Source organism: Bradyrhizobium sp. LA6.1 (assembly GCF_040547805.1).
GTDB lineage: Bacteria > Pseudomonadota > Alphaproteobacteria > Rhizobiales > Xanthobacteraceae > Bradyrhizobium > Bradyrhizobium barranii.
Window position 1 is genome coordinate 607183 of sequence record NZ_JBEPQK010000003.1, and the last position, 17068, is coordinate 624250.

Here is a 17068-nt window from a genome sequence, read left to right on the forward strand (position 1 = left end):
CTCTAAGACCCCGTGAACTGCTTGACGCCGTATTGCGACCCGAGCACGCGGCGGCCGGTCCCGGTCGAGAGGGAATCGCCGACCATGTCGTCGACGGCCTTGCGCAAGGTGATGGTCACGTCGCCATTCGACGACCGCTCGACGTTCGGCCGCGCGTCCGTGTAATTGTTGATGGTGACGCTGGACCCGCCACTGGCGCCCGCTGCCGTTACACCAAGACGACCATCCGAACCGCGCCGCAGCGGCATGATACCTTCGTCGCCGGCCTCGCCGAACATCGCCATCGGCGCGATCGTCGGTGACGACACAATATCGGGCACGCCGCCCATGGCAAAAGGCACGATCTGGCCGGCCGAGAACACATTGCCCATCGCGCTCGGTGCAACAGGCCCGTAATAGGGGCTGCCCGCCGTCCCAGGGAGGGCCGAGCCGCCGCCAAAGATGCCGCCGGCCACGCCCTGCAGGCTGCGCATGAGCGGCTCGACGATCAGCAGCTTGATGATCATCTGCTCGATCGAGCGGATGATCGATGCGGCCATGTCCTGAAAGCCCTGGCTGACCGACTTGGTGCCCGTCGTGATGTCGGTCAACCCACTCACGAGACCGTTTTCGATGCCGGACGACAAATCGCGCAGCGTCGAATTGAACCGGATCTGCGAGGCCTGTGCGCTATTGAGCGCCTCGGCTACGCTGCCATAGGAACCGCGCAGCTGCTGCGCGATCGCGACGTCGTCCGGCGAGAGAAACGCGGTATCGCGATTGAACTTGATATCGGCGTCGACCTTTGCCCGCGCCAGCGCCTGCGCAGCGGCTCCGGCGCGCTCGGCCAGGTTATAAAATTGATCGGCATAGTCCTCGAGGTTCTTGATGCCGGCTTTTTGCGCGGCGTCATACAACAACGCCTCGGCGCGCGCGTGCTCGAGGGCGCCGGCACCCTCGCCGACCGCCTCGGCGTCAGCCTTCATCTTGGCGATGTGGCGCTCGATCGACTCGGTCTGCTTGTCGAGGGCATTGCCGCCCGACATATCCGGCAGCACGGTCGAAGTCTGGTTCGGCGTGACCCTGAGACGGTCCGGCTGCTGGTCGTACTGCTTCTGCAGCTTGTCGAGCAACTGCGAGACCTGGTCGAGGCTTGCATCTTCAGGCAGTCCGACGAGACCCGCCAGTGTGCGCGCCCTGAAGCCGAGCGTGCTCTGCTGACTGATATCACCGCCGAGCTTCTCGACCATTTCGGTCAGGCGATAAACGTCATTGATCTGATCGGCGAGCTGCCCCTTGCTCATCTGGTCGGTCGGCGTCAACCAGCGGCCGATGCTGCCCGAGACCGAGCCGATACCACTCAGGACCTGGTTCGCCAGCGTCGCGAGCTGCGTGAGCAGCGGCAAGATCGACGCGATTGAAGCCTTGAACTGAAGGTCCCAGATCGCAACCGCTTCCTTCCACTGCGCATTAAATTCGCGCGCCTTGGCAATCGTGCCGTCGTCGATGACAACGCCAAGATCCTGCGCCCTCTGCTTGAGCCGCTCGAACTCGTCCTCGCCAGCCTTAAGAAACGGAATCCACGACGCCGAAACGCCGACGATCTGCGCGATGCGCTGCTGGACCGCCGGCGCGGCACCTTCCATCAGGCCCATGATCTCCTTCAGGGCAGTCCCGGCCGTGATCAACTCACCGTTGGTCTGCTTGATCGAGAGGCCGTTCTGACGGAACAGCTCGCCGAACTCGGTCGTTTTCTGGCTGGCCTGCGTGATGTCAGAGGACAGCTTGTCGAAACCGGAAAAGAAATCCTTGTCCGAGACGCCACTCGCACGCGCCGCGAACAGACTCTCCTGGAATTCCTTGACACTGACGCCGGCGAGCGCGGCCTTGTCCGCGAGGTCGACCAGCTCCTGCGTTTGCCGGCCGACATAGTCATAGAACGACCGCAGGCCCTGCACGGCCGCGATGACCGCGACGCCGACACCGGCGAGCGCCAGCGTCATCTGCGCGACCGAGGCCTGCGCCGACCCTGACGACGTGCCGGCGCGATCCATCGCCGACGAGAACTGGTCGGCGCCGGACGTATCGCTGTCGATCACAAGCTCGGTGACGACCTGTTGAGACATCAATCAGCCTTTTTCCGAATTGATCTGGCGCTGGAGATCGTCCAGCTCCTCGATCAGACGCACCTCGAGCGGCAGCAACCGAAAGCCGGTCACCCGCTGGAATGCGTCGATCTCGAGGAAACTGATCGGGTTGCCGGAGAAGCCCGCCGAGCGGCGCGCAGCGAGCCGCGCGAACGCGTTCCAGACGTGGCCCAGCGCCGGCGGACAAGGCGGACAGGCCAGCTCGGCCTCATACTCCGCCTTGCGCCTGGGATCTCGCGCGCGTGCCGCGAGCCCCTCGAGCACCTGGCGCCAGGTCGCCCCTTCCTCCTCGGGGCGGCCCAGCTCGAACACTTTCTGCGCGTATGCCCTCAGCTCGTCGCGGAGGGCGGCATAAAATTTTGCTCGTCTCGCAGGAAAGCCATCACCTGCGCGAGTAACCAAGCCTTGCGCGGATCGAGCAGCAATTCGCGCGCCTTCTCCCGCGAGAACGACAGCTCCTCGCCATTGAGCCGCACAGGAGAAAACGTCCTGGTGCGCGCCACGATCGCGTCGACATTCTCGGCGCGCAGTCGTTCCGGCGACTGCTCCTCCTCATGCCACTTCTTGCCGTTGACCTGCGCCTGGCGGACGGACGCCGCCCTGCGCAGCGCGTCGCGCGAGAACCGATCGGCCAGCTCGAGGGTGACCTGATGGGCCGGGCCATAGAAGGTCCAGGTCCAGCCGGTCGGTACGTCCTTGGTGGGATGGCGGATCGCCAGCACCGCCTCGTCGAGGGCGTCGAGTGACGCCAGATCCAGAACGTCGTCTTGCACTTCTGCCTCCCCTACTTGTCCGCCGGCGCCGGCTTAGGCCGCCGTCGTCTGAAACGAGATCATCGAGCCGTTGCCGGTCGCCGACGAGTCGAGCCCGACCAGCGCCGCCGGAACGGCGATCGTCTGCGTGCGACCGCCGCCCTGCTTTGACAGCGCGGACGGATCGACACCGCCGAGCGTGAAATTCGGCACCGTGATCGACATGAAATCCTTGGGCTCGCTCATGTTGTCGACCGCAAGGATGTTGAGCGAATAGGGCGTCTCGGCCAGGAAGTCGGAGAAGATCGCCAGCGACTTGCGCAGCATGGTGAGGTTCATGTTGACCTTGAGCGGTCCGGTGAACACGTCGGGCGAATATTTCTGGCTGCCCGAACCGAACGTCACCGGCGCATTCGGCTGGATGTCGAGCGACAGATCGAAGCTGGTCAGCTCGACCAGGTCGGCGCCGTTGAGCCGGATCGTGGCATCGACAACCGAGAACGGCACATCGACCGGCCCGGTCGGCGCGGTGAAATAGGGCGAGGTGCCCGTGGTCAGCGCCTGCGCCTGGCCGGTCCCGATGCCACCCGGATCGAACCGGATCAGGCCATCGGTCGCCATCGAGAGCTTGCCCGTGCCCCACACGAAGTCGGTCAGCATGGTCGACTGATCGATATCGGATTCGTATTCCTCGATCGTGAAGTAGCGTTTGACCAACGGCACGGTGTTGATCAACTGCTTACCAGGCCTCGTCAGCGAGCAAGTCGTGTCCGGGACAGCATTGGCGATGAGCGTCTCTGCCACCGTGATCTTGGTCGACGAAAGCGCCGTAATCCGACAATTCTTGCCATTGTTGGAAGCGTCAGGAAGGCCAGCGGCGCGGATGATGTTGCCGACCTTGAAGCCCATCGCGATGGGACTACCCGACGCAAACACGAAACCATCCGTCACCGTTGTCAGCGACGTAAAATCGGTCTGCGTTTTGGTGAATGCGGTCGAGTCCCAGGTCGAGCGCATGATCGCCTCGATAATCGGATCATGCGAGCCGAGCGACATTTCGCCGTTGTAGCCGCTCGACGCCTTCTGCGAGCCGTGCCGGCCGCGCGTCGACAGGCCGTCGTTGCGCACCTCGGCCGATTCCGTCGCGGCCTTGCTGACACGAATACCGTTACCGCCGGCGATGCGCAGCAGGTTGGCGCTGACGGCCGAGGCCTGCGTGCCGAGGCCGGACTGCACCTTGTAGGCAACGAGGCCGGCCGATTGAGACTGATAGACCATCTGCGTCCGCTCCTATTTGACGTAAAAAAGCTGAAAGGGAATGACGACAGCGGCGCCGAACCAGTTGCCGTCGTCGCTCTTGCTGTCGCCGCCCTGGATGCTCGGCCCCTGCCCCTGCTCGCTCCAGAACCGCAGGCAAACGCCAGGCTCGGCGTTGTAGATCGTCTTGCTGCGAAACAGCGCGTCGACCTGCCCCGCGAGCGCCAGGTGCGCGGCAAGGCCGTAGCCCTTCGGCACGAACACGTTCACGGCGATGTTGCCGGTCGCGAGCCAGACCTGATTGCCCGGTGTGCCGACGCCGCGCAGGCGGTCGTCGAGCTGCACCATCTCGAAATAGCACCAGGGCGACGGCGGCGACGGCGGCCAGGGCCGCAGCGGCGGGTCCTCGTTCTGAAACTGGACCGGCGCGGCGGAAAAGCCCGCCTCGAGGAAGGCGCGCGCCGCGGCGACGGCGCCGGGATAGTCACCCATGGATTGCTTACCTTGCCCGGATTTCCAGCGCCGGCTGCCGCGACAGCCAATCCTGCCGCGCCTTCTCCGACATCCGCCGGCCAGGCCGCAGCCGCTTTGAGAACGCCGCAAAGGCCGCGATGCCGCCGAACCGCACCGGCATGAAGGTGAACTTGACGGCCGCGCGGTTGCCATAGCGGCCGGCAACCATCACCGCGGTGTCCTCGTAAATATGCGGAGGCACGGACATGGTCAGGCGGCCGATCTCGATCTTGCGCGCATAAGGCACCGGATTGGAGATGTTGATCTGGTCGCCAGGCCGGAACGCCGCGACGTCGCCGCCCTGGACCACCTGACCGTTGAGAAACACGGTATGGCTGTCGCGATAGAGGCCGGGATGCTCGTCATCACCGGAGCCGACCGGCGACCGCTCGCGCAGCGTGGCGAGCGCGAAATCAACGATGTCCTGCATCGCCAGATAACGGACGATGATCCGCATGGGCTCATTTGCCGATGCTGCTGTCGACCTTGACGAGCTCGTCAGACGGCCCGGTGACGATTTCCTCGACCTCGGTCGGCACCAGGCCGTTGAGGGCCTGATCGCGCCGCGCCGCATCGATCGCCTGCAGCATCTGCTTGCGAGCCTGGCGCAGCGCCGCCTGCTTGGCTTCCTGATGCGCCTTGGCGGCGTTGAGGCCGCGCAGATCCCCATTGGCAATGAAACGCAGCTCGGTCGCGGTCGAGATCTCATTCTGCGCGGCCTCGAGCCGGCGGCGATAGTCCGCCTCGTCAAAGACCTGGCCCATCAGCCGCGCACCTGGATCTCGAGGGCGACCAGGACGTCGGCGATCCGGCGCGTCGAGTCGTCGACACCCTGAATTGCGACTTCGGCGCCGCGCACCACCAACCTGTCGTCGCTGTCGAGCGGAAGCAGCGTCGACAGCGCGACCTTGCCGGAGGGAACGGCGGCCGCAGGATCATTCAGCAGAATGACCTTGCGGTCGCCCTGCTGGACGGCGCCGACGATCTCTTTCGGCAGATAGCCCATGACGCGGCCCTGCGCGACCGCCTCTGTCGCGGCACGGCCAGCGCCCGTTCCGGCATAGCGCCGCACGGTGATGGCCTCGCCGACCTGCAACAGCATCCTGCGATGACTGGCAAGGGCCTGATCGGGCGTCATTCGCCGTCAGTCCCTTCGGTCGTCGACGTGATGACCTGGCCGACGTCACCGTCGCCGATCGAGCCGTGCGAGGAGTCCCCACCATCGTTTGGGCCGCCATTGCTCCGCGCCGTCATGCGGTCGATGACCTTGTCGAGCGCCGCGCGCTGGTTCTCCAGCGAACCGACATGCGAGACCAGCGCGGCATGCTGGTCGTCGATATCGTCGAGCACGGTATCGTAACGCTTCCCGGTGACGGAGAGATCGGCCTCCTGCTTCTCTGCCCGCGCCAGGCGCGACGAGAAGCCGGCCAGCTCGATCGGCCGCTTGATGGAACGATTCATGTCTAAGCCCTCCAGGATTGACGGATCGCGCTCGATCGCGACCAGGAACCGCCGCAGCCGCAGCCGTAGATGTGCGACCAGAACCAGCGCGGCGACATCCACGCCATCACCGCGTCTTGACCCGCAGCCGGATCGCCTGCTCAAGCTCGGCGCCTTTGGCCGTGGTGACGCGGTTGATGATCTCATAGGCATGCCCGGCCGCGCCGCCTGAGATCTGCACGCTGGCGACGGTCGCCGTGTTGGCGGCATTCTCGGCGACCAGGCCGGCCGGCAACTCAAAAGCCGAGCTGGCCAGCGCATCGCCCTCGGCGAGCCGCGGGGTCCAATCGACCGCGTACACGATACGGCGCTCGGCCGGGTCCTTTGGCGGCCAGACATGGCGCGCGGTGCGCTGCAGCAGAACAACGGTTCGGGACATCACCAGACCTCGTCCAGCATAAGATTACGGACCGCGTCCGGGATCAGCGTCTGCAGGTTGGCCGGCACCGCGAATTGCTGCTGGCCGACGCCGAATACGGTGTCGCTGGTCAACGTCAAGCTGGCCTCGCCCATGGTGTAGAGATGGCGCAACATCAGGAGGATCGCCACCTTGACGTTGCCGGGCAGCTCGGCCGGATCTTCATAGCCGGCGTCGAACCTGACCACGACCGGCTCCGGCGACCGCGCGAACAGCAGCGGCCAGCAGGTGCCGAGCTTCGGGACGATGCGCACGCCCGGCCCGCCGATCGTCTGGAGCACATAAGCGGACGGATCGAGCGTCACCTGCGTCTCACCGGCCCAATCGACGAATTTGATCGAGACGACCTGGTCGGCGAGCACGGGCGCGATCGGCAGGTCGAGCGACGACCGCCAGCACGGTAGCACCCATTCCAGCGTCTGCAGCACGAACACGCGCTGCACCAGGGACTGGCAGAACTTGGTCGCGGCCGGGATCAGCGCTTCGACCATCACGTCATTGCTGATATCGCCGCTTGCAATGCGCAACTGCGCCTTGGCTTCCGCGACGGAAACCGGGTAGCTCGCCGGAGGCGTGACAATGCGGAGCATGGTGGGATTTTGCCTTTGCGCGATCAGCGGCTCGCGCGGGCCGGGGTTGGGGTTTACTGCCCTGAGAGAAGTGGGCGGCGAACCTGCATAGTGGACATATCGCAACTTCGACTCGACTCGCAGTTGGCGATCGTGAACGATGCTCCTTTTCGGCGAGCAACCACATGACGACAATTCGAATTCCCGCGTTTTGCCCGATCTGCAATGATCTTTTCCCAAGCGGCTTCGTTGTGGGCGGCCGAGCCACGATCTTCCTCGATCGATGCAGGTCAGCTTGCACCAAGGGGCATCCAATGGAGATGATCGATGGCGCGTTCGACATCCGCGATGGTGTGCTTACCATCACCGACGCCATAGGCAGCGGGCCGATCCTAGACCGCATCCGCAGAATGATTGAGGAGGCGCGCTCCGGGAAGGCAGATCCCGCGGCGGCGATCGAAGCAATTGGTGAACTGGCACCAACTCTCAAGCCGGTCTTGCAGGCAATGGGCAAGAGCAACTCGCTCGGCGCGCTCTTACTGCTGCTCTGGTTCATCGTCGAGATGACGAAGGCCCTTCACCCGAGCGGAACCCACTCTTCCACCACTCACGTTGAATATGGGCCGACAACGATAAACCAGATCACCATCAATCAGGGTGTATCTGGCCAGCCGCAGCTTGCTCCAGTCGATGCCAGCGTCTCAGATCATAAACACAAGAATTCCAAGCGGAAAAAGCGTCGTCTGCGCGCGAAGTTTCATCGAACCAACTTGAGGTAGACTGCTTGATGAACGATAGACGGCTGCCGCCCTTCCGAGACCCGTTCGCGTTTCTTCGGCAGCTTGATGCTGAGAAGAAGAACCCTCTGCCTCCGCGGACGAAGCAGAAAAAGCCGAAGCCTCAGGTTGTTGACCCTCTCGAACTGCTGCGCCAGGGAGACGCTTTCTTCAAGGTCGAGCTTCTATTGAGGAGGCCGATGATGCTGCATCAGGACGTGGACATTGCGGTTGTCCGTGTTGTGACATCTGCGTTCGCAAATGAGATGTATCTCAAGTGCATTGCTCAAATCGAGAAACCAACTCAGCCACCGCCGCAGTCGCACGATCTTGAGGATTTGTTCGGGGCTTTATCCCTAGAATCTCAAGAGTACATCGAAATCGCGGTTCAGGTGAGCGGACAAGCCATTTTCGGAGCCGTCATCCCCGAAGATCCTAATGCTCCGAAAACGTTCCGCCAAGCATTGCGAGGCGGCGCAGAAGCGTTCGTTCAATGGCGCTATCGCCATGAAAACAGGAACTTTGTACAGGGTTACTATCTCTTCAGATGGGGAGCCACTCTGCGCGAGCGCGCTCTTCAGCTACGTCCCGACTGGGTCACAAGCGGAACTGTGAAACAAAGAGTTGATCCACCGAGCGACTGACCAAAGATCGATCCTGCAGTCGGGCGACTAGAAGCTGGTGATAGTACCGCCACCGCCGCCCTCGAGTTGGCCGGTGGTCGAGTGAGCGCGGCCCGGCACGAACGCCGGGCCGCCAAGCGACGACGGATCAGACGTTCTGGACGACCGAGGCCGCATCATTGTCGGTCCCGAACCCATAGCGCGCATCGAAACCGAAGATCGTCGCATCGATCAGCGAAGCCGCGGCTGCGACCGTCACCGACAGCCGAAACCACTTGAACGCGCCATTGAAGTCGAGATCTTCCTGCTTGAGGTCGATCGTGACCTGGTTGTTGTCATTGGAGGCTTTCACCAGCTGAGTGATCGCCTTGCCGGTGACGTCCTTGGCGCCGGTGCCAGTATTGTCGGTCGCCTGCTGCAGCTTGGCGTCGACGGTCGCGGACGCGCCGAGGACGCCAGTTTTCAGCACGGCCATGAAGTTGTGGAACGTGGTGGCATCCATCCACCCCGAAGTGACGGTGCCAGCAGCTTGCGACACCGGGCTGATGAAACCGACGATGCCGACGCGCTGCGACGGCTTCAATGCAGGTCCAGACATTTGCTTTCCCTATGTTCTGGAAGGTTAAGGACAACGGCACGAAACCGGGCGGGCCGGAGCCCGCACGGCGAGCCGCGCGTTAGCGGTTTTCGAGACAGACGAAATGAGACTTGGTGCTGTTGCCCTTGGCCGCCGCGACCGGCGCCGAGAGATAGGGCTGGCCGCCGACCCGGAAGATCCAGCGGAACGCCTGGACGTTCTGGTCGAAGAACAGATGGATCGACGCCGCGAAGTCGATGCCGCCGCCCTGCTTGGTCGCGAGTGCGTAGCCGGAGAGATCGGCGAGGACGATGTCGCCCTTGGTGCCGAGCGTCTGGCAGTGCTCATTGTAGGACAGCTGCTCGCCGAGCAGGATACCGCCCTTGCGGATGCCGCCGCCGGTGAGCGCCCCATTGACCGGCAGCCAAGCCGCATTGTTGCCGATCTGCAGCGTGCCGAGCTGCGGAATGGTGTCGCGGTTCGCCAGGAACTGCGGATTGCCACCGTCCATCTCGAGCAGACGCGACGCCATCTTCAGCACGTTGGCCGTGACGAGCGTCGCTGCCGCCTGGCCGGATTCCTTAGTCACAGTGACCAGCGCGGGCGAGGCCATGAAGCCCAGCGGCTTACCGTTGCCGTCGCCCCACATCACCGCTTCAAAGGCCTTCCAGCGGATCGCGCGCGCGGCCTGGACGGTCAGGCGGTTCTGCAGCCGCGGCGCGTCGTCGAGGACTTCCTGCGTCGCCAGCACGAAGGCAAACAACTCGTGCAGCTGCATCATGGTCGGCGTCAACGCCGCCTTGGTTGCGAGCATCTGCGTGCCTTCGGAGCGCCAGGCCGCCTGGACGCCGGAGGCGCCCCACGGCGTGGTCTCATCCTTGATGATGCCGACCGTGTTGCCCTGAGTCGGCTCCGGGTTACAAAAGCCGAGCAGGTCGTTGTTGTCGAACACCAGCGACCAGATCGCCTCGCGCCACTCGGTCGGGACGAGAACGCCCTCGCCCGCCGAGCCCTGGTTCTGCTGATAGCCAGTCGCGGCCGCCGAAAAACGCGGGTCGACGATGCCGCCGACCGCCATGTTGCGGACGGAGACGGCAAACTCGGCGAGGCTGGCGAAGCCAGCGGTCCGCGCCGGATCGCTATCGCGAACGACAGTCGCGAGCGCAGGGTTGCTGAAGGCCGAAACGGCCAGCGCGGTCGCCACAGCCGTCGAGGTGAACAGCGAAGCGCGGCGCGCAGCCTTCTCCTCAGCGGCAATATCGGCGTCGAGCTGGCTGACTTCCTTCTCGAGCCCGTCGACTTCGGCCTCGAGGGCCGCGATCGAGGCCTTCTCGGCATCGGTCGCGTTGGCGTTCCCCAAGATCGCATTGAGCTTGTCCAGGGCAATCTTGCCGGCCTTCGCCTTTTCGGCGCGGGCCTGGCGCAGCTTCTTAAGATCCTTCATGGGATCAACCTTCTCCTGTGATGACGCCGGACCGAGAGCCCGCACTCCCGCTGTCCGGCGACGCGGGTGGGCAACCGAAATCTTTCGGAAAACGCTAGTCGAACATCAGCGCCGAGCGCCGGCGCGAGGCCGCGCGGGACGGCATGCCAGCGACCATGCCGGCGATGACGCTGTCGAGCGTCGCCACGCGGTCGACCATGCCGCGGGCCATGGCTTCCTTGACGCCGAACACGCGGCCCTGGCCGAATTCGTCCTTGACCTTGGCCTGCGAGACCTTGCGCCCCGCAGCGACCGCCTTGACGAAATCGGCGCCGGCGGCATTGGCGCGACCCTGCAGGAAGGTGCGCGCGCCATCCGATAGCGGCGCAAACGGGTGAGCCTCGTTCTTCATCGGAGATTGCTCGGACCGGATCAGCGTCATCTTCAGTCCGGTCTGCTCGAGCCAGCCGGAAATGTCCTGGTGCATGATCATCGCGCCGATCGAGCCGACATCGCCCGACGGCGAGATCACCAGTTCGGACGCCTGCGAGGCGATCCAATAGGCCGCCGATGCGGCGAGCGTGTTGACGACCGCCACGACGGGCTTTTTTGACGCCGCGTAGGCAAACGCCGCAGCCGCCTCCGCCGTGCCAGACACTGTTCCGCCGGGGCCGTCGACGTCGGCGATGATGCCGGCGACATCGGCATCGTCAGCGGCGCGCGTTGCGCTCGCAGCGATGCCAGACAGGCTCGACCCATACCAGGAGCCGCGTGGCGTCAGGCCGCCGTAAACGCCGATCAGCGCGATCTTGCTCGGCTGCGTCGCAACTGTCTGCGTGGTCGCAGCGAGCGCGGCCTCGCGCGCCTCAATGCTCGACAGGCCGTTGAGGATTGCGGAGATCTCGATCGACACGACGGCGTCGATCGACGTGATCTGCGCGATGACCTGGCGCAATTCGGCGCGCTCATCCTTCATCGTCATTCTCCTTGGTCGCCGGTGTCCGACTGCTGACCGGGATTTTCGTCTGCGCCGGCGCCATCTGCGGCGCCGGAATCCTTGGTCAGCGGGTTCTTGTAGTCGTCGCCGCCAGGATCGGTCCGCAGCGGCATATTCTCGAACCGCAGGATGTCATTGGCGGAGAGCCATTCGCCCTGCCGGCCCATCAGGTACGCGGCGTAACGCGTCTTGAGATCGCCGCGCAGCAGGCCCGCGAAATTGAACTCGACGAACAGGTCATTCGCGGGGTTGTCGAGCAGCAAATCGCCCTCGGCGGCCTGCTCGATCGCGATCGCGAGCGGCGCCAGGCAGTAGATGACGAAATCGAGCGACTGCTGCTCGATATTGTTGTTGGTCGACCGCTTGAGGCGGCCGGCGCGGTGCGGCGGATAGCTCCACAGGCCGAAAACGGCGGTATCGGCCGCATCCTCGGTTTCCAGCAGCTGCGCCTCGGAATTGGTGACCTTCAGCTGCGTGTACTTGGCGCCGTATTTGAGCAGCCGGTCGCGATGGCGGTTGCGGCCGGTGCCGTTGCGGCGCCAGGTGTCGAGGAAATCGCGCTCGGCGTCCTTGTCCTTGAAGGTGCCGGGGTGCTCGATGATGCCACCCGTGCCGCCATAATTGGCGAACCAGATGTCTCCGTACTCGTGCACGGCGATCGCGCGGGCGAACACGTTGCGTGCTGTTTCCCAGATCGGCTCGCCGAGCAATCCGTCCTCGCGCAGCGGGTTGCCGCGCAAATGCCAGATCTCGTCATCGCGATAGGTTTCCGGCGCCAGCGAGGCGTTCTGTACGATCGTCGCCGGCGGATTGAACGTGTAGTAAAGGTGGCCGTCATAGCGGCGCTCGATCTGTGCCAGGCGGCGCGGATGCAGGATGTCGAGCCCACCGAGCCCGTAGGGCTCCGGACCGAGCCCATCGCCGGGCGGCAGGATGCGGGCGAACGCGTTGCGGTAGTAGGACAGGTGCCAGCCGATCTCGGAGATGAACTCGCCCGGCTTGGTGATGCGGTTCGGCCGCGCCGACAGCAGGCGCGTCAACGGATGGTCCGGCAGCGCTGTGCGCGAGCCCTTGGCGCCCTTGCGGTAGACCGAGACCGGTAGCGTCGAGAGGGACGACGACATACCATAGCGGACGGACTGCACCGAGCCGAGGCCCGACACGCTCCGGTCGTTGACCACGACGTTAGCCGTCGACATGCCTCCGCCGAGCGCGCCCCAGTATTGCGGGTCCCACTCGTCGCGCGGCTTGGTGATGTCGATCGAGTCGGCCATCACCCGCAGCGCATTACCGATACCGGACAGAAAGCCCATCAAATCACCGTCAGGATATCGGCGCCGGTCACCAGCATGCCGGCCGAGGGATTCCAGCTCATCAGGATGGTGGCCTGCAGGAGCGCGATCAGTGGGTCGATCTTGGCGCGGCCGGCGACCTGCTTCGTGATCATGTCGGCGTTGCCGCGCTGCTCGACCTTGGCGTTGCCGACGACCCACGTCATCAGCGCCTGGTCGGCGTGGAAATAGGTCGCATCGGCGAGCTTGATGTCGAGCCCGTAGACCGCCGGCGCCAGCGCCGGCCCCTGGAGCAGCCGGCGGATCATGTCCTCGGTGACGCCGGCGCCGAACAACGCCTCAAACAGGGCCGCGGCGCGGTTCGGGTCGATGCCGACCGCATTTTTGTCGGGCAGGAGTCCGCTGGCGACGACCGTCGCGACCATGCTTGCGAGATCCGCGTGCGCCGCCCCGATGTCGAGGATCTTGAACGACTCCTCCTTGACGAAGTCGTCGAGCTGCGCGGCAATCTCCTTGCGCCGCTGCAGAACGATCGGATCGGCCCATCCGCCCCTCCTCGAGCAGGATCGCGCGGTTACAGGTGCTCTGGATCAGCTCGATGTCGTGGGAGGCCAGCACCAGGATGCCGGCACGGGCCACGATCTCGTCGAGCCGCTGCCGCGCCTTCCGGCGGAATTGCTGGTCGCCGACGCCGATCCATTCGTCCAGCAGCACGATCTCGCCTTCCACGGCGGTTGCGACCGCGAAGATCAGCCGCAGCATCATGCCGCTGGAATAGGTCCGCAGCGGCAGGTCGAGCCTGTCGCCGAGCTCGGTGAACTCTGCGATCTCCGCCCGCCGCGCATCGATCTCGGAGCGCCGCGCGCCGATCACGAGCCCGCGGCGCACGATGTTCTCGTAGCCCGTGGCCTCCTCGTCGAAGCCGGCCGACAGGTCGAACAGCGACAGGCAGCGGCCGAGCACGTCCACGCTGCCCGCGGTCGGATGATAGATGCCGGCGAGCACCCGCAGCAGCGTGGTCTTGCCTGCGCCGTTGGCGCCGATGATGGCGACGCGGTCGCCGGCGCGGATGTCGAGACTGACGTCGTTGAGCGCGGAGACGATGTGCGGCACAGCCCGCGTCCGGCGCAGCGTCACCGCGCTGACGAACCGGCTGCGCAGCGAACGGTCGCGGAACGACAGCACCGGAAAGTTGACCGAAACGTTGCGAAGCACGATGTGGGCAGCAAGGCTCATGCGCGCCTCACAGCCAATACGCCACGCGGTGGCGGTATTTCGCGTAGCAGCCGAAGGCGATGACGGCTACGACGATCGCATAGATCGCCCCGAGCAGCCATTGCACCGGATCGGTCGGCTGCGACAGCAGCGGCCTGCGCACGAGGTCGAGCAGCGTCGCGAACGGATTGGCGCGGATCAGCCAGGAGAACGCGGTGCCGCGCAGGGCGTCCTCGGTCCAGATGATCGGCGTCAGGAAGAAGATGAATTGCAGGCCGCTGACGACCGCCGTGCCGATATCGCGAAAGCGCGCGCAGAGCATGCCGAGTGCGACCGAACCGCCGAGCAGAACGATGAGCAGGATCGCAAAGCCGGGCACCGCGAGCAGCATGCTCCCATGCAGCGGCCAGGGCATCACGATGTAGAGCAGCACCACGATCACCAGATGATGCGCGAAGATGAGCACGTTGCGCGCGATCATCTGGAGCACATGCACGATCAGCGGCGCCGGCACGGCCTTGATCAAGTGGCCCGACGCCACGAAGATGCTTGAGCCTTCCTGGAGCGTCGTCGCGATCAGGGTCCAGACGATCAGGCCGACGGCGAAGGGCGGCAGGAAACCGGCGATGTCCTGCTTGAACAGTGCGGCGTAGACCGTGCCGACACTTGCGATTGTTGCTGCCAGCGTCAGCGTGATCCAGAGCGGGCCGATCACGGTGCGCCGGTAACGCAGCGAGATGTCCATCAGCGCGAGCGTGCCCCACCGATCGGGCCGCGCCGCCTGTGCAAGGATTTCCTTCGCCGCGGCCTGAATTCGACTGCCCCTTCCGCTTCCGGCTTTCCGATTCTGCGAAGATAACAGTTCGCGGCCCATCGGCCGATCGTCTCTACCCGCCCGTCTCGCGCGGGGCAATCAACCGTACGGAGGATTTAAGCGCGAGTCAGCTGCGCTTGCTGCGCCGGACACCGCGCCGGCGGTCCTTGACCGGCGGTTTTGGCGCCAATTCCGGCATTTCGGCCTGAACCTCGCGGTAGCGCGTCAACATCCGTTCAAAACTGGCATTGAGCGTCTCGGCGATATCGGGGCGCTTCTCAAGACTGGCCAGGATGGTCGCGGCCGCCTCGATGGTCGACAGCCCGTCTTTCCGCGGCTCCTTGCGCAGGCGTCCGTATCGGGAGGGATGCGCCGGGTTGAGGATCACGCGCTGGCATTTGAGCATCCAGGGATTGCGCCACCACAGCGCCTTGGCCTGGCTCCAGGTGCCGTCGAGCAGCACCACGCCTTCGAGCTTGCCGAGGATCGAGCGCTGGTTCTCCGCGACTTCGCCCTTGCGGTTGAGCGCCAGGATCTCGCCCTCGGCCTCCAGATCGGCCGCGCGCGCCGAGCCAAGATAGAGCACGGCCCAGTGCGAGGCGTTCTCGACCGGCCGCGCCAGCGCCTTGGACAGGCTCGACCAGGACAGGCCGACCCGCACCGTGGCATCGGCAAAGTGCTTCGCAAGCAGCCGGGCGGTGCCGAGCGCCCTGTCCTGCTCCTGCGGATGCTGGAGGATCAGGAGCGAGAGCCGGTTCTTGATGGGCGTGACACTGTCGCAGATGCACAGCGGCATCGGCTTCTGGCAGTGCGGGCATTCGGGGATCGGATCGGCCGGCGCGGCGGCTGTGGGGTTCGACATGGTCGCCGCTATACGCTTGAAGCGGCGGTTCAACAACTCTCTTGCCGGGAGTGGCGCCGCCATAACCCCGAACCTCGGCACACGACAAAAAGACCGCCCGAAGGCGGTCTCGTTGCGCCGGTATGTCGAACGCGTCGACCGCTCTGCTAGACCGGCGTTCCGGCAGCGTCTCTCCAATCCACAGTACCATTCGCGGCCACGTTGGCGACCCAAATCGGCTTGCTGAGGTCTGTGTCGTAGAACTGAGCACCTACGTCGACATGGGCTTTGGGATGGGGATTGGGAGGCGATGGTCATGAAGTGTGGTGGTCAGGCCGTAATACACGCCCCAGTTGATCGCCGAATGACGTTATCGCTCGGACTTGGTGACGTCTTGGAGGGTACGATCTTTCTACAAGGCGCCTGCGTTGCGTGACGTTCCGCGCTCGAAGGCCTTTCGTCCCGTCTTCGCAATGAGGTGTACGGCGGCTTGAGCCCGACGTGACTTGGCTGTCGGGCTCACGGCACGGGGCGTTTGCGCATGAACGCCGTCAACACCGTCTTGAACGGAGCCGGCGTGCAGTGCTGAACCGCTAGCAACAGCGAATAGAGCAGCTTCGATCCGAAATAGTAGGCCGGCTCCGCGTCCCACGGGATCACATACAGATCGTATCGGGAGGCGGGAAAATGCCGTTTGAACGCGCTGGCAGTGTTCAGCCGATAGACGGCCGGGAAGACATCCTCGCCCTTGCGGTCGTCCTGGGCCGACTGGATGATGCGGGCATGCAACTGGTCGGGGATCATCCGGTTGGCGAGTGCGATGTATCCATAGCGGTTGGGCGTTCGCGCGCAGATCCAGCCGCCCGGCTTGAGCACGCGGTCGAGTTCACGGGCGGCTCTGGCAGGATCCTGGAGATGCTCGAACACAAAATCCGATACGATCACGTCGATGGAGTGATCGGCGATCGGAAGCTCTCCGTCGGGTGTGATCACGAACGCCCGATCCAGCGCCTTGTTGGTCGTGACAGCCGGGTCGACATCCACCCCGACGAGCTCGCGCACCCGTCCCTTCAACGACCGCAGACTGCGCCGATAGGCGACCGAATCCTCGCTCTGGCCGGCGCCTCGCCCGGCGCCAAAGTCCAGCACGACGGAATCCGGTCCAACCAAGGCCCCGACCCGCTGCCAGAACTGAATCGTGCCATCGACCCGAGAGAATCCACCCGCCGCAATCTCCGGGAAAAAGTGCGATCCGACCGTATTAGCCATTTGGCCAATCACTCCAAAGCAACACGAGCCAGCCGATTTCCGCTCGCTCACAAGGTTTCCCAAGCACGTCACACATTCTCGGGGCGGGATTCCGTTCGAATGCAAC

21 protein-coding genes and 1 pseudogene are annotated in these 17068 nt (G+C 64.5%); 2 read left to right on the forward strand and 20 right to left on the reverse strand.

From position 1 onward, the window contains the following. Positions 1–2: 2 nt before the first annotated feature. The 11 genes from ABIB99_RS10055 to ABIB99_RS10105 all read right to left on the reverse strand — a co-directional run bounded on the left by ABIB99_RS10055 (position 3) and on the right by ABIB99_RS10105 (position 7156). Positions 3–2105 carry a phage tail tape measure protein gene (locus ABIB99_RS10055; protein WP_354175658.1) on the reverse strand — a complete coding sequence of 701 codons (2103 nt, stop codon included), beginning with the start codon at positions 2103–2105 and terminating at the stop codon, positions 3–5. Between the two features lie 3 nt (positions 2106–2108). Beyond that, complete coding sequence (locus tag ABIB99_RS10060; protein ID WP_354175659.1) at positions 2109–2438, reverse strand: phage tail assembly chaperone; 330 nt, start codon at positions 2436–2438, stop codon at positions 2109–2111. Between the two features lie 17 nt (positions 2439–2455). Further along, positions 2456–2899 carry a branched-chain amino acid ABC transporter gene (locus ABIB99_RS10065; protein ID WP_354175660.1) on the reverse strand — a complete coding sequence of 148 codons (444 nt, stop codon included), beginning with the start codon at positions 2897–2899 and terminating at the stop codon, positions 2456–2458. A gap of 33 nt (positions 2900–2932) precedes the next feature. Then, entirely contained in the window at positions 2933–4156 is a 1224-nt protein-coding gene (locus ABIB99_RS10070) for a phage tail tube protein (RefSeq protein ID WP_354175661.1), read from the reverse strand. Between the two features lie 12 nt (positions 4157–4168). Further along, positions 4169–4627, reverse strand: a complete 459-nt coding sequence (locus tag ABIB99_RS10075; RefSeq protein ID WP_354175662.1) for a hypothetical protein — start codon at positions 4625–4627, stop codon at positions 4169–4171. Between the two features lie 7 nt (positions 4628–4634). Continuing rightward, complete coding sequence (locus ABIB99_RS10080) at positions 4635–5105, reverse strand: hypothetical protein (RefSeq protein WP_354175664.1); 471 nt, start codon at positions 5103–5105, stop codon at positions 4635–4637. 4 nt (positions 5106–5109) lie between these two features. Beyond that, positions 5110–5412 carry a hypothetical protein gene (locus ABIB99_RS10085; protein WP_354175666.1) on the reverse strand — a complete coding sequence of 101 codons (303 nt, stop codon included), beginning with the start codon at positions 5410–5412 and terminating at the stop codon, positions 5110–5112. After that, positions 5412–5786 carry a hypothetical protein gene (locus tag ABIB99_RS10090; RefSeq protein WP_354175667.1) on the reverse strand — a complete coding sequence of 125 codons (375 nt, stop codon included), beginning with the start codon at positions 5784–5786 and terminating at the stop codon, positions 5412–5414. Before ABIB99_RS10090 ends, ABIB99_RS10085 begins: the two co-directional genes overlap by 1 nt. Continuing rightward, positions 5783–6109 (reverse strand): hypothetical protein, encoded by a 327-nt coding sequence (locus tag ABIB99_RS10095; protein WP_354175668.1) that lies wholly within the window; start codon positions 6107–6109, stop codon positions 5783–5785. Before ABIB99_RS10095 ends, ABIB99_RS10090 begins: the two co-directional genes overlap by 4 nt. 106 nt (positions 6110–6215) lie before the next feature. Further along, the gene (locus ABIB99_RS10100) at positions 6216–6527 is read right to left on the reverse strand and encodes a phage fiber-tail adaptor protein (protein ID WP_354175669.1); all 312 of its coding nucleotides are present in this window, start codon (positions 6525–6527) and stop codon (positions 6216–6218) included. Further along, positions 6527–7156 (reverse strand): head-tail connector protein, encoded by a 630-nt coding sequence (locus ABIB99_RS10105; protein WP_354175671.1) that lies wholly within the window; start codon positions 7154–7156, stop codon positions 6527–6529. The genes ABIB99_RS10100 and ABIB99_RS10105 overlap by 1 nt, the downstream gene beginning before the upstream one ends. A gap of 293 nt (positions 7157–7449) precedes the next feature. Between ABIB99_RS10105 and ABIB99_RS10110 the strand changes: the two genes are divergently transcribed. Continuing rightward, positions 7450–7914 carry a hypothetical protein gene (locus ABIB99_RS10110; protein WP_354175672.1) on the forward strand — a complete coding sequence of 155 codons (465 nt, stop codon included), beginning with the start codon at positions 7450–7452 and terminating at the stop codon, positions 7912–7914. A 5-nt stretch (positions 7915–7919) separates the two neighbouring features. Continuing rightward, positions 7920–8555: a hypothetical protein gene (locus ABIB99_RS10115; RefSeq protein ID WP_354175673.1), complete on the forward strand. Its 636-nt coding sequence runs from the start codon at positions 7920–7922 to the stop codon at positions 8553–8555. Positions 8556–8682: 127 nt separating this feature from the next. On the opposite strand, the gene ABIB99_RS10120 is transcribed toward ABIB99_RS10115, so the two are convergent. The 9 genes and pseudogenes from ABIB99_RS10120 to ABIB99_RS10160 form a co-directional block, all read right to left on the reverse strand. Next, positions 8683–9132, reverse strand: coding sequence for a hypothetical protein (locus ABIB99_RS10120; RefSeq protein WP_354175674.1), 450 nt, complete (start codon positions 9130–9132; stop codon positions 8683–8685). Between the two features lie 79 nt (positions 9133–9211). Beyond that, positions 9212–10555, reverse strand: coding sequence for a phage major capsid protein (locus ABIB99_RS10125; protein WP_354175676.1), 1344 nt, complete (start codon positions 10553–10555; stop codon positions 9212–9214). 94 nt (positions 10556–10649) lie between these two features. Beyond that, positions 10650–11510 (reverse strand): S49 family peptidase, encoded by an 861-nt coding sequence (locus ABIB99_RS10130; RefSeq protein WP_354175678.1) that lies wholly within the window; start codon positions 11508–11510, stop codon positions 10650–10652. A gap of 2 nt (positions 11511–11512) precedes the next feature. Beyond that, complete coding sequence (locus ABIB99_RS10135; protein WP_354175680.1) at positions 11513–12844, reverse strand: phage portal protein; 1332 nt, start codon at positions 12842–12844, stop codon at positions 11513–11515. Then, complete coding sequence (locus tag ABIB99_RS10140) at positions 12844–13248, reverse strand: hypothetical protein (protein ID WP_354175681.1); 405 nt, start codon at positions 13246–13248, stop codon at positions 12844–12846. The genes ABIB99_RS10135 and ABIB99_RS10140 overlap by 1 nt, the downstream gene beginning before the upstream one ends. After that, positions 13163–13903 (reverse strand): annotated as a pseudogene (locus ABIB99_RS10145) (ABC transporter ATP-binding protein); the annotation flags it as partial. The gene ABIB99_RS10140 and the pseudogene ABIB99_RS10145, both read right to left, overlap by 86 nt. Before the next feature lie 163 nt (positions 13904–14066). Next, positions 14067–14912, reverse strand: a complete 846-nt coding sequence (locus tag ABIB99_RS10150; protein ID WP_245328437.1) for an ABC transporter permease — start codon at positions 14910–14912, stop codon at positions 14067–14069. A 67-nt stretch (positions 14913–14979) separates the two neighbouring features. Continuing rightward, positions 14980–15714 (reverse strand): tRNA-uridine aminocarboxypropyltransferase, encoded by a 735-nt coding sequence (locus ABIB99_RS10155; RefSeq protein ID WP_063983412.1) that lies wholly within the window; start codon positions 15712–15714, stop codon positions 14980–14982. 498 nt (positions 15715–16212) lie between these two features. Next, on the reverse strand, positions 16213–17013 hold the full coding sequence (locus ABIB99_RS10160) for a class I SAM-dependent methyltransferase (RefSeq protein ID WP_354175685.1): 801 nt from the start codon (positions 17011–17013) through the stop codon (positions 16213–16215). Positions 17014–17068 lie beyond the last annotated feature (55 nt).

Coding starts and splice junctions, on each gene's coding strand:
- ABIB99_RS10120 (WP_354175674.1), bottom strand. CDS start 9,132: ATGTCTGGACCTGCATTGAAGCCGTCGCAGCGCGTCGGCATCGTCGGT.
- ABIB99_RS10130 (WP_354175678.1), bottom strand. CDS start 11,510: ATGAAGGATGAGCGCGCCGAATTGCGCCAGGTCATCGCGCAGATCACG.
- ABIB99_RS10085 (WP_354175666.1), bottom strand. CDS start 5,412: ATGGGCCAGGTCTTTGACGAGGCGGACTATCGCCGCCGGCTCGAGGCC.
- ABIB99_RS10095 (WP_354175668.1), bottom strand. CDS start 6,109: ATGAATCGTTCCATCAAGCGGCCGATCGAGCTGGCCGGCTTCTCGTCG.
- ABIB99_RS10135 (WP_354175680.1), bottom strand. CDS start 12,844: ATGGGCTTTCTGTCCGGTATCGGTAATGCGCTGCGGGTGATGGCCGAC.
- ABIB99_RS10075 (WP_354175662.1), bottom strand. CDS start 4,627: ATGGGTGACTATCCCGGCGCCGTCGCCGCGGCGCGCGCCTTCCTCGAG.
- ABIB99_RS10155 (WP_063983412.1), bottom strand. CDS start 15,714: ATGTCGAACCCCACAGCCGCCGCGCCGGCCGATCCGATCCCCGAATGC.
- ABIB99_RS10055 (WP_354175658.1), bottom strand. CDS start 2,105: ATGTCTCAACAGGTCGTCACCGAGCTTGTGATCGACAGCGATACGTCC.
- ABIB99_RS10105 (WP_354175671.1), bottom strand. CDS start 7,156: ATGCTCCGCATTGTCACGCCTCCGGCGAGCTACCCGGTTTCCGTCGCG.
- ABIB99_RS10080 (WP_354175664.1), bottom strand. CDS start 5,105: ATGCGGATCATCGTCCGTTATCTGGCGATGCAGGACATCGTTGATTTC.
- ABIB99_RS10150 (WP_245328437.1), bottom strand. CDS start 14,912: ATGGGCCGCGAACTGTTATCTTCGCAGAATCGGAAAGCCGGAAGCGGA.
- ABIB99_RS10140 (WP_354175681.1), bottom strand. CDS start 13,248: ATGGTCGCGACGGTCGTCGCCAGCGGACTCCTGCCCGACAAAAATGCG.
- ABIB99_RS10070 (WP_354175661.1), bottom strand. CDS start 4,156: ATGGTCTATCAGTCTCAATCGGCCGGCCTCGTTGCCTACAAGGTGCAG.
- ABIB99_RS10100 (WP_354175669.1), bottom strand. CDS start 6,527: ATGTCCCGAACCGTTGTTCTGCTGCAGCGCACCGCGCGCCATGTCTGG.
- ABIB99_RS10125 (WP_354175676.1), bottom strand. CDS start 10,555: ATGAAGGATCTTAAGAAGCTGCGCCAGGCCCGCGCCGAAAAGGCGAAG.
- ABIB99_RS10110 (WP_354175672.1), top strand. CDS start 7,450: ATGGAGATGATCGATGGCGCGTTCGACATCCGCGATGGTGTGCTTACC.
- ABIB99_RS10090 (WP_354175667.1), bottom strand. CDS start 5,786: ATGACGCCCGATCAGGCCCTTGCCAGTCATCGCAGGATGCTGTTGCAG.